11 protein-coding genes are annotated in these 10,844 nt (G+C 73.3%); 10 read left to right on the forward strand and 1 reads right to left on the reverse strand.

Going from position 1 to position 10,844, the window contains the following annotated elements; translation table 11 throughout:
* Positions 1–9: 9 nt before the first annotated feature.
* Positions 10–597, reverse strand: a complete 588-nt coding sequence (locus K7787_RS30735; RefSeq protein ID WP_009190759.1) for a TetR/AcrR family transcriptional regulator — start codon at positions 595–597, stop codon at positions 10–12.
* A 99-nt stretch (positions 598–696) separates the two neighbouring features.
* Here K7787_RS30735 and K7787_RS30740 point away from each other — a divergent pair, with 99 nt between their 5' ends.
* From K7787_RS30740 to K7787_RS30785, 10 genes are all read left to right on the forward strand, one after another.
* Positions 697–1,068 (forward strand): DUF4267 domain-containing protein, encoded by a 372-nt coding sequence (locus K7787_RS30740; protein ID WP_009190760.1) that lies wholly within the window; start codon positions 697–699, stop codon positions 1,066–1,068.
* A gap of 336 nt (positions 1,069–1,404) precedes the next feature.
* A complete protein-coding gene (gatC, locus tag K7787_RS30745; RefSeq protein ID WP_009190762.1) occupies positions 1,405–1,701 on the forward strand; it encodes an Asp-tRNA(Asn)/Glu-tRNA(Gln) amidotransferase subunit GatC in 297 nt (98 codons plus the stop codon).
* A 3-nt stretch (positions 1,702–1,704) separates the two neighbouring features.
* Positions 1,705–3,198, forward strand: coding sequence for an Asp-tRNA(Asn)/Glu-tRNA(Gln) amidotransferase subunit GatA (gene gatA, locus K7787_RS30750; protein WP_223003649.1), 1,494 nt, complete (start codon positions 1,705–1,707; stop codon positions 3,196–3,198).
* Entirely contained in the window at positions 3,195–3,437 is a 243-nt protein-coding gene (locus tag K7787_RS30755; RefSeq protein ID WP_019983069.1) for a hypothetical protein, read from the forward strand. The genes gatA and K7787_RS30755 overlap by 4 nt, the downstream gene beginning before the upstream one ends.
* 16 nt (positions 3,438–3,453) lie before the next feature.
* The gene (gene gatB, locus K7787_RS30760) at positions 3,454–4,965 is read left to right on the forward strand and encodes an Asp-tRNA(Asn)/Glu-tRNA(Gln) amidotransferase subunit GatB (protein WP_019983068.1); all 1,512 of its coding nucleotides are present in this window, start codon (positions 3,454–3,456) and stop codon (positions 4,963–4,965) included.
* 613 nt (positions 4,966–5,578) lie between these two features.
* Positions 5,579–6,049 (forward strand): hypothetical protein, encoded by a 471-nt coding sequence (locus K7787_RS30765; RefSeq protein ID WP_223003650.1) that lies wholly within the window; start codon positions 5,579–5,581, stop codon positions 6,047–6,049.
* 229 nt (positions 6,050–6,278) lie between these two features.
* On the forward strand, positions 6,279–8,507 hold the full coding sequence (locus tag K7787_RS30770) for an MMPL family transporter (protein WP_223003651.1): 2,229 nt from the start codon (positions 6,279–6,281) through the stop codon (positions 8,505–8,507).
* Complete coding sequence (locus tag K7787_RS30775; RefSeq protein WP_019983065.1) at positions 8,485–9,060, forward strand: GNAT family N-acetyltransferase; 576 nt, start codon at positions 8,485–8,487, stop codon at positions 9,058–9,060. Before K7787_RS30770 ends, K7787_RS30775 begins: the two co-directional genes overlap by 23 nt.
* A gap of 45 nt (positions 9,061–9,105) precedes the next feature.
* Positions 9,106–9,786 (forward strand): hypothetical protein, encoded by a 681-nt coding sequence (locus tag K7787_RS30780; RefSeq protein WP_223003652.1) that lies wholly within the window; start codon positions 9,106–9,108, stop codon positions 9,784–9,786.
* 244 nt (positions 9,787–10,030) lie between these two features.
* Positions 10,031–10,204 carry a hypothetical protein gene (locus K7787_RS30785; RefSeq protein ID WP_019983063.1) on the forward strand — a complete coding sequence of 58 codons (174 nt, stop codon included), beginning with the start codon at positions 10,031–10,033 and terminating at the stop codon, positions 10,202–10,204.
* The last annotated feature ends 640 nt before the right edge of the window (positions 10,205–10,844 follow it).

Raw genomic sequence — 10,844 nt, forward strand, 5'->3', positions numbered from 1 at the left:
CCCAGCCCCTCACCCCATACCCGCCGGCACGAAGTGGCCGATCAGCAGGGCGAGGCGGCGTTCGTGGCCGCCCTCGGGCAGTCGGCCGCTGCGCATCAGGGTGACCAGGCCGTGCAGCCCGGCCCAGTAGGTCTCCGTCAGCAGCTCCGGTTCGTCGCCCTCGGCGGCGACCGGTTCGACGGCCTTCGCCAGCTCGCCGAACGCCTCGTGCAGCGCGGCGGGCGCCTCCGGTGTCGCGAACGGCAGGTCCACCGCATGGGTGAACATCGCGTCGTACAGCGCGGGCCGCCGCCGGCCGAAGGCGGTGTACGCCTCGCCGACCGCCGCCAGCGCCTGCCGCGGGCTCCCGGCCGACGTCCGCGCCTTGCGCAGCTCGGCCGCCAGCTCCTCGCAGCCCTGTACGGCGACCGCCGCCATGATGGCGTCCTTGCCCTTGAAGTGGCTGTAGAGGACCGGCTGGCTGTACTCCACCTCGGCGGCCAGCCGGCGCGTGGTGACGGAGTCCCAGCCTTCCGCCTCCGCGAGCTCCCGAGCGACCCTCACGATCAGCCGCTCGCGTTCCGCCCGTTCGCGCTCTCGGCGCTTCTGGATCGTCATGGCCACGATTCTAGCAGTGCTAGCCATTCTGTCGCCGCTCTGGTAGCGTCGCTCTTGTCGCTAGCGCCGCTAGCGAATCGAGCAATGAGGAGAAGTGGCATGACCGTCACCGCGTACACCCTGGCCGTCCTGCTCGACCTGTTCTGCCTGTTCCTCGGCTACCGCTTCCTGTTCCAACCCGCCCCGGCCGCGGCGGGCTACGGCGTCCCGGCCGACCCGCGCGGCGACGCCGGCGCCTACCTCTCGGTCAAGGGGCTGAGAGATGGCACGCTCGGAGTGATCGGGCTGGCCCTGCTGGCCGCCGTCGGCGCCCGCGCCGAGGCCTGGTTCATGCTCTGCGTGGCGCTCATCCCGCTCGCCGACACCCTGATAGTCCTGCGCAACGGCGGGACGAAGGCGACCGCGTTCGGAATCCACTTCGCCACCGCGGTGGTCGTACTGATCAGCGCCGCGCTGCTCTTCGCGGTGTGACCGCACCTCGTGCGACCGCGCCTCGTGCGGCCTCGCACGGAGGCTGAGCCCGAACTCGCACGAGGGGAAGCCGCGATGTCGCTGTGCGTACCGAAGTCCGACGAGTCCGTGATCGTCCGTGACGCCGAACTGCTCTCCGGTGACGACGTCGTCACCGCCGAGCGCGGCGACCTGGTCGTCGTCCCGTCGGGCCGCCCCCATCGACCCGGCCGGGGCGCGGGGCGGCGCCGCGGAACGCCCCGCCCGGGCAACGCGGAGAAACCGCTGCACGGGCATAGGGCCCCGCCCCATAGGATTGGCTCCAAACCACACACACTCACCCCAGAGGAACGCTGCATGCCTGGCATCACGCGCGAGGAGGTCGCCCACCTCGCCCGGCTGGCGCGTCTGGAGCTGAAGCCCGAAGAGCTCGACCACTTCGCGGGACAGCTGGACGACATCATCGGCGCGGTGGCCCGCGTCAGCGAGGTCGCCGACCGAGACGTACCGCCGACCTCCCACCCGCTGCCGCTGACGAACGTCATGCGCGCGGACGAGGTCCGTCCGTCGCTCACCCCCGAGCAGGCGCTCTCCGGCGCCCCGGCCCAGGAGCAGCAGCGTTTCAAGGTGCCGCAGATCCTGGGGGAGGAGTAAGCCATGACGGACATCATCAAGCTCACCGCGGCCGAGACCGCCGAGAAGATCGCCTCCGGCGAGCTGACGGCCGTCGAGGTCACCGAGGCGCACCTGGCCCGCATCGAGGCCGTCGACGAGAAGGTGCACGCCTTCCTGCACGTCGACCGCGAGGGCGCCCTCGCCCAGGCCCGCGCCGTGGACGAGAAGCGGGCGCGCGGCGAGAAGCTCGGCCCGCTGGCCGGCGTCCCCCTCGCGCTGAAGGACATCTTCACCACCGAGGGCGTGCCGACCACCGTCGGCTCCAAGATCCTCGAGGGCTGGATCCCGCCGTACGACGCGACGCTCACCAAGCGGCTCAAGGCCGCCGACGTGGTCATCCTCGGCAAGACCAACATGGACGAGTTCGCGATGGGCTCCTCCACCGAGAACAGCGCCTACGGCCCCACCGGCAACCCCTGGGACCTCACCCGGATCCCCGGCGGCTCCGGCGGCGGCTCCTCCGCCGCGCTCGCCTCCTTCCAGGCGCCCCTGGCCATCGGCACCGACACCGGCGGCTCCATCCGCCAGCCGGCCGCCGTCACCGGCACGGTCGGCGTCAAGCCGACCTACGGCGCCGTTTCCCGCTACGGCATGGTCGCCTTCTCCTCCTCCCTGGACCAGGGCGGCCCCTGCGCCCGTACGGTGCTGGACGCGGCGCTGCTGCACGAGGTGATCGCCGGCCACGACCCGATGGACTCCACCTCCATCGACGCCCCGGTCCCGCCGGTGGTCGAGGCCGCGCGCAACGGCAGCGTGGCGGGCATGCGCGTCGGCGTGGTCAAGCAGTTCCGCGGCGAGGGCTACCAGCCCGGCGTCATGCAGCGCTTCGACGAGTCCGTCGAACTGCTGAAGGAGCTGGGCGCCGAGATCGTCGAGCTGGACTGCCCGTCCTTCGACCTCGCGCTGTCGGCGTACTACCTGATCGCGCCGTCCGAGTGCTCCTCCAACCTCGCCCGCTTCGACGGCCTGCGCTACGGCCTCCGTACGGGCGACGACGGCACCCACTCGGCCGAAGAGGTCACCTCCCTCACCCGTGAGGCGGGCTTCGGCCCCGAGGTCAAGCGCCGCATCATGCTCGGCACCTACGCGCTCAGCTCCGGCTACTACGACGCGTACTACGGCAGCGCCCAGAAGGTCCGTACGCTCATCAAGCAGGACTTCGACACGGCGTTCGAGCAGGTCGACGTGATCGTCTCCCCGACGACCCCGACCACCGCCTTCCCGATCGGCGAGCGCGCCGACGACCCGATGGCGATGTACCTCGCCGACCTGTGCACCATCCCGACCAACCTGGCGGGCAACGCGGCCATGTCCCTGCCCTGCGGCCTCGCCCCGGAGGACAACCTCCCGGTGGGCCTGCAGATCATCGCCCCGGTGATGAAGGACGACCGCCTCTACAAGGTGGGCGCCGCCGTCGAGGCCGCGTTCGTGGAAAAGTGGGGACACCCGCTGCTCGAGGAGGCTCCGTCGCTGTGAGTAACGCACTGTCGAAGGCCAAGGGCTTCAAGAAGTCCAAGTCCGGCACGTACCTGTCCATGGGCACCACCGCGTTCGGCGCGTTCGGCGTCGCCAAGCAGATCAAGAAGGCGCGCGCCGAGCACGACACGCTGCGCCTGATCGACGCCACCGTGTCCGCCGTCGCGATCGTCACCGGCCTCGCCATCCTCTACCGCGAGCTGAAGCGGCTGGGCGACGACGACGTCCTGCTGGGCTGAGAGGGAAGTTTTCACCGTGACCACCACGACCGACCTGGTGTCGTACGAGGACGCGCTGGCGTCGTACGACCCCGTCATGGGCCTCGAGGTCCATGTCGAACTCGGCACCGCCACCAAGATGTTCTGCGGCTGTTCGACCGCGCTCGGCGCCGACCCGAACACCCAGACCTGCCCGGTCTGCCTCGGCCTGCCCGGCGCGCTCCCGGTCGTCAACGCGACCGGCGTCGAGTCGGCCGTCAAGATCGGCCTCGCGCTGAACTGCGAGATCGCCGAGTGGTGCCGCTTCGCCCGGAAGAACTACTTCTATCCGGACATGCCGAAGAACTTCCAGACCTCCCAGTACGACGAGCCGATCGCCTTCGACGGCTACCTCGACGTGCAGCTGGAGGACGGCGAGGTCTTCCGCGTGGAGATCGAGCGCGCCCACATGGAGGAGGACACCGGCAAGTCGACGCACGTCGGCGGCGCCACCGGCCGTATCCACGGCGCGTCCCACTCCCTGCTGGACTACAACCGCGCCGGCATCCCGCTGATCGAGATCGTCACCAAGCCGATCGTCGGCGCCGGCGAGCGGGCCCCCGAGGTCGCCAAGGCCTACGTCCGCGAGCTGCGCGAGCTGATCCGCGCGCTCGGCGTCTCCGAGGCCCGTATGGAGATGGGCCAGATGCGCTGCGACGTGAACCTGTCGCTGATGCCCAAGGGCGCGGACAAGTTCGGCACCCGCAGCGAGACGAAGAACGTCAACTCGCTGCGGTCCGTCGAGCGCGCCGCCCGGTTCGAGATCCAGCGGCACGCCGCGGTGCTCTCCTCCGGCGGCACGATCATCCAGGAGACCCGCCACTTCCACGAGGACACGGGGTCCACGACCTCGGGCCGCGTGAAGGAGGAGGCGGAGGACTACCGGTACTTCCCGGAGCCCGACCTGGTGCCCGTGGCCCCCGCGCGCGAGTGGGTCGAGGAGATCCGCGCCGCGCTGCCCGAGCTGCCGCTGGCCCGCCGCACCCGTCTGCTGGCGGAGTGGGGCATCTCGGCCACCGACATGCAGGCCATCCTCAACGCCGGCGCGCTGGACCCGATCGTCGCCACGATCGAGGCCGGCGCCGACGCGGCCTCCGCCCGCAAGTGGTGGATGGGCGAGCTGGCGCGCAGCGCCAACGAGTCCGGCAAGGCCCTGGACGAGCTGGCGATCACGCCCGCGCAGGTGGCCCGGGTGACCGAGCTGGTCTCCTCCGGCGACCTGAACGACAAGCTGGCCCGCCAGGTCATCGAGGGCGTCCTCGCGGGCGAGGGCACCCCGGACGAGGTCGTCGACAAGCGCGGTCTGAAGGTCGTCTCCGACGACTCCGCGCTGGGCACGGCCGTGGACGAGGCCATCGCCGGCAACCCCGGCATCGCGGACAAGATCCGCGGCGGCAAGGTCGCAGCGGCGGGCGCGCTGGTCGGCGCGGTCATGAAGGCCACTCGCGGCCAGGCCGACGCGGCCCGCGTCAAGGAGCTGATCCTGGAGAAGCTGGGCGTCTCCGAGTAGCACCGACAAGGCGACGCCGGGCCCCGCCCGACCCGCCACCCCGAAGGGCGCGCCCCGGTCCACACCGGGACGCGCCCTTCGGCCGTCCAGCGCCGGGGCGGCGCGGGGGACGTACGGGGCACGTGCGGAGGGGGCACACGCGGAGAGCCCCGGAGGGGCACACGGCCGGGGGTGCGCGCCCCGAGACGGCAACGGTCCGTCTCGCTTCCGCCGCCCGTCTCGCTTCCGCCGCCCGTCTCGCTTCCGCCGCCCGCCCGCCGCCCGCCGCCCGCCGTCGGCCGCCCGCCGCGCGAGGCCGGGCAGGCCACCGCCCGACGCCCGTCGAGCCCGTGTTGGGCGAGACGGTGCCGGTCGGGTCCGCGACGGGCGAGACGGTGCCGGTCGGGTCCGCGTCGGACGAGACGGAGCTGGTCGGTTCGCGTGCCTCAGGGCCGGAGACCACCGTTTGCGGTGCCCGGCCGGAAGACAGGTCCGCCTCCGGCCGCACCGAGGCCGGGCAGGCGCCCGCCGCCGTCCCGATCCCGGCAAGCCGCCCCCGCTGCCGACCGCGCCGACCCCGGCAGGCCGCCCCCGCTGCCGACCGCGCCGGGGGCGGCGGCTACGCTCGCCCGCCATGAGTGGACGCGTCGATTCCGAAACCCCCGCCGCCATATCCCGGCCGGACGGCGTCGAAGCCTCCGGCCCGCAGAACGACACCGGGGCCGCACCCCGCACGGTCACCGAAGAACCCACCGAAGGCCCCCTCGCCGACGCCGACGCCGACGCCGACGCCGACGCCGACGCCGACGCCGTCGCCGACGAGGACGGCGAGGGCGACGGCGATCTGCAGGACCCCGCCGAGGTCGCCCGCAGGGCGCGCTGGACGGCGGGCGGGGCCGGCGCGCTGCTGGCCCTCGCCGGGCTCGCCGCGTCGCTGCTGCGGCTGACCGGCGCGGCCCCGGCCCCCGTCGGCGCCGCCTACGCCGCCGGCGCCGCCGTCTGCGCGCTGGCGTCCCTGCTCGGCTTCCGGGGCCGTACTCGACGGGCGCTGTGGCTGATGATCGCCGGGGTGATGGTGATGGCACTCGGCGACCAGTTCGACTGACCCGCCGCCTCCCTGACCGCCGCCTCGCTGACCGGAGTGGCCCCCACCCGGTGACGCCCTCCGGGACGTGCCGTCCGGAATGATGTGAATAACGCCACGAACACGGTAAACGATCACATTAGCCTGCAAGAGTGTTGTCACCTTGCTCATGCGTTCTTTGCGGGCCGTTCCGTTCATGGACGACTGTTCCCGGTCAAAGATCCACAAATCGTCACCTGGGAGCACGTTCGTGGCAGCCCTAGCGCGTTGGTGTGTCCGGCACCGCCTCGTCACCGTTCTGCTCTGGCTCCTCGCCCTCGGCGGGATCACCGTCGCCGCGGCCGTCGCCGGCCCGGCGTACTCGAACGACTACGAGGTCCCCGGAACCGAGTCGGGCCGCGCCACCCAGCTGCTGCGTGAGGGCTTCCCCGGCCTCGGCGGCGACAGCGACACCGTGGTGTGGCGCACCGACTCCGGCACCGTGCGCGCCGCCGACGTCGAGCAGACGATGACCCGCACCCTGGACCGCATCGAGACGCTGCCCGGGGTGGCCTCCGTGGTCAGCCCGTACCAGGGCCGGGGCGCCGGCCAGATCAGCGCCGACGGGCACACCGCGTACGCGACCGTCACGTTCGCGCACGCCGCCCAGGACATCCCCGAGTCGCAGGCGCGGGCGGTGGTCGGCGCGGCGAAGGCCGCCCAGGGCGACGGACTCCAGGTGGAACTCGGCGGCAGCGCGATCGGCGGGACCCAGTCCTCGGGCGGGCACCTCGCCGAGATCGTCGGCGTGGCCGTGGCCGCCGTGGTGCTCCTGCTCGCCTTCGGCTCGCTCGTCGCGTCCCTGCTGCCCATCGCCACCGCGCTGGTCAGCGTCGGCACCGCCTACGGCGCCATCGAACTGCTGAGCCACGCCATGACGGTGGCCGACTTCGCGCCCATGCTCGGCATGCTGATCGGCCTCGGCGTCGGCATCGACTACGCGCTGTTCATCGTGACCCGGCACCGGCGCGGCCTGAAACGCGGCCTCACCACCGCCGAGGCGGCCACCAACGCCGTCGCCACTACAGGCCGCGCCGTCGTCTTCGCCGGTGCCACCGTCTGCATCGCCCTGCTCGGCATGCTGATCCTGCGGCTCGGCTTCCTCAACGGCGTGGCGGTCGCCGCCGCCTCGACCGTCGCCCTGACGGTCGCGGCCTCGGTGACCCTGCTGCCCGCCCTGCTGTCCTTCATCGGCCCACGCGCCCTCAGCCGCCGCGAGCGGCGCCGGCTGGCCGAGCACGGCCCCGAACCCGAGCTGCCCACCGGGTTCGCCGCCCGCTGGTCGGCCTTCGTGGAACGCCACCCCAAGCTCCTCGGTGTTCTCGCCCTGGCCGTGATCACCGTGCTCGCGCTGCCCACGCTCTCCCTGCACCTCGGCACCTCCGACCAGGGCAACGACCCCGCCTCGGCGACCACCCGGCGGGCCTACGACCTCGTCGCCGACGGCTTCGGCCCCGGCGTCAACGGGCCGTTGACCCTCGTCACCCGCGTGGACGACGCCGAGGACCGGCTCGCCCTGGACGACCTCGACACCACCCTGCGCAGCACCGAGGGCGTCGCCGCGGTCACGCCGGTCATCTACAACGGCGGCGGCACCACCGCCTACCTGACCGTCGTCCCCGACTCCGCGCCCCAGTCGCAGCGCACCAGCGACCTGGTCGACCGGCTGCGCACCGAGGTGCTGCCGCGCGCCGAGACGGGCACCTCGCTCGACGTCCAGGTCGGCGGCGTCACCGCCGGGTACGACGACTTCGCCGGTGTGATCGTCGGCCGGCTGCCGCTGTTCGTCGGGGTGGTCGTCGGCCTCGGCTGCGTGCTGCTGCTGCTCGCCTTCCGGTCCGTGGGCATCCCGCTCAAGGCCGCCGCGATGAACATCGCCGCCGTCGCCGCCGCGTTCGGCGTGGTCGTCGCGATCTTCCAGTGGGGCTGGGGCAGCGAGTTCCTGGGCCTGGGGCGGGCCGGGCCCATCGAGCCGTTCCTGCCCGTGATCATGGTCTCGGTGCTGTTCGGGCTCTCCATGGACTACCAGGTCTTCCTGGTCAGCCGGATGTACGAGGAGTGGCTGGAGACCGGCGACAACCGGCGGGCCGTACGCGTCGGCCTCGCCGAGACCAGCCGGGTGATCAACTCCGCGGCCGTCATCATGATCTCCGTCTTCCTCTCCTTCGTGCTCGGCGGCGACCGGGTGATCGCCATGTTTGGCATCGCGCTCGCCGCCGCCGTCGCGCTCGACGCGTTCGTGCTGCGCACCCTGCTCGTGCCCGCCCTGATGCATCTGCTCGGCCGCGCCAACTGGTGGCTGCCGCGCCGGCTGGACCGCGTACTGCCCCGCATCAGCATCGAGCCGCCCGAGTGCCGCGCCGCCCATGAGAGGCTCGGCGACATCGTGGCGGAACTCGAGAAGGAGCGGCAACGGGATGTACGCGATATCGCTGGGTGACGACGGGGCGGAACTGCGCCCGCTGGAGCCGTGGCACGCCGAGGAGTTCCTCGCGCACCTGGACCGCGGACGGGACTTCATCACCCGGCACATCCCCTTCGGGGCGAACGCCACGGACGCGGACTCCGCGCGCGCCCTGCTCCAGGCGTACGCGGACAAGCACGCCGCCGGCACCGGCTTCCTGCACGGGCTGTGGCTGGACGGCGTCCTGGTTGGCGGGCTGCTGTTCCGGATCTTCGACACGGCGACCGGCATGTGCGAGATCGGCTGCTGGCTGGAACCGGCCGGGACCGGACGCGGGCTCGTCACACGCGGCGCGCGCGTGCTGATCGACTGGGCGTTCGACGAGCGCGGGATGCACCGCGTGGAGTGGCACGCCTCCTCCGCCAACGAGCCGAGCGTCAACGCGGCGCGGCGGCTCGGTCTGACCCGCGAGGGCGTCCTGCGCGAGAGCTTCCCCTACCGGGGCGTACGCCAGGACATGGAGGTGTGGGCGGTGCTCGCCCCCGAGTGGCGTGCGGCACGCGCGCGTACGGCGCGCGCCGAGCGCTGACGATCATTAAGGGACCTCTCAGAGAGCGTCCGTACGGTGCGGGGCATGGGAACGAAGACCGCAGCCGAGACCACCACCGACCAGGAGGGTACGGGCCCCACCGGGTCCGCCCTCACCGAGAACACCACGGACGGCGGTGAGGCGACGGCGACGGAGACGGCCACGGCCACCGGGTCCGACGCCGCCCCGGCCGCGACGGCCACCGAGAAAGCCACGGGCGAGCCCGCCGACTCCGGCGAGACGGCCTCCGCCGGGGCCACCGACGAGGTGGCCGACTCGGAAGAGGACCCCACCGACGCCGCCGACCCGGCCGGTGACGGCAAGCCGGCCCCCTCGGGGGTCGGCCAGGGCGCCGGCGCCGTCGTCGCCGCCGCGCTCGGCGTCGTCTCGCTCAGCGGCGGCTGGCTCGGGACCGTCGCCGCCGCACGCGAGCAGCTGATCGGCCAGCTGCGGACCCCCACCTCCGCGAGCGTCGCCACGCAGATCAAGGAGGTCTACGGCGACGCCTGGCACACCACCGCGCTGTGGGCGGGGGTGTTCGCGCTCGTCGCGATGGTCGTGGGCGTCGTGGTCCTGGCCCGGCCCGCGTTCGGCGCGCCGCGCGCACCGCAGGCGCCGTGGATCAAGTCGGTGGCCTGGGCGGGCGTCGTCCTCGGCGTCATCGGCCTGCTGCTGGCCGTACTGAAGTACACCGACGCCCTGCTCGGCCTGCCGTCCACCAGCTGAGCGGCACCGCCCGGCCCCCGGGCCTCCGGTAAGCCCCCGAGGGGGTCCTCAGCGCCGCCGTACGCCTCCCTACGGCGGTCCTAAGGACCCCCTCGGGCATGCCTAAGGACGTGGATCGCTGCCCAAGATGCGGCACTCTCCCGATGCCGGCGGCCCCCCTGGGAGACGAGGGTTGACCCATCGCACCGAAGCGGTGCGGAGACCGGACAGGACCGGACCACCTCTCACTCACCAGGGACACGACATGCTCGAGTACGAGTACCACCAGCTCCGTTCCGCCGAACTGCGCCGCGAGGCCGAGCAGGCCCGGCTGGCCCGCTCCGTGGCCCGCGCCCGCCGCGCGGCCCGCCGCGAAACCCGCGAGGCGGAGAGCCAAGACCCCCGCTTCCGCCGCCACCGATTCACCCCAGCGGCATGATCCCCCACCGCCCGGCGGCGGCCGGACAACCCGCCTCCGCAGCGGCGCCCGGGAAACCCCACCGCCCGGCGCCTGCCGGACAGCCCGACTCGACGGCGTGGCCCGAAGAAGCCCGCACAGCGGCTGCCAGAAATCAGGCTCCCGAGGAGGCAACGGGTGGGCCGGCCCCCGCAGGGACGCCCGGACGCCCCGGCCTCGCGCCGGAAGCGGTTCACCCCGCCTCCGCAGAGACGCCCGGACGGCCCGCCCCGACGGTGCCGGCCGGGCAGCCCGCCCGCGTGGGGGTCGCCGGGAGGCGGGACGCCGTGGCGGGAGCCGGACGGCCTGCCTCCGTAGGGGCGGCCGGGCAGCCCGGCCTCGCGCCGGAAGCGGGTCGTCCCGCCTCCGCAGAGGCACCCGCACGCCCCGCCCCGACGGTGCCGGCCGGGCAGCCCGCCCGCCCTGCGGTCGCCGGGCGGGACCCTGCGCCGGAAGCGGGTCGTCCCGCCTCCGCAGAGACGCCCGGACGGCCCGCCCCAACGGTGTCGGCCGGGGAGCCCGACCGCACTGCGGCCGCCAAGAGGCGGCACCACCGGCGTCCTCGGCACCCTGGCCGCCGCTCGGGCGGTGGTGCGGTGCATCCGGCTGGGCCGGCGGTGCT

It is taken from the genome of Streptomyces sennicomposti, from assembly GCF_019890635.1.
GTDB lineage: Bacteria > Actinomycetota > Actinomycetes > Streptomycetales > Streptomycetaceae > Streptomyces > Streptomyces sennicomposti.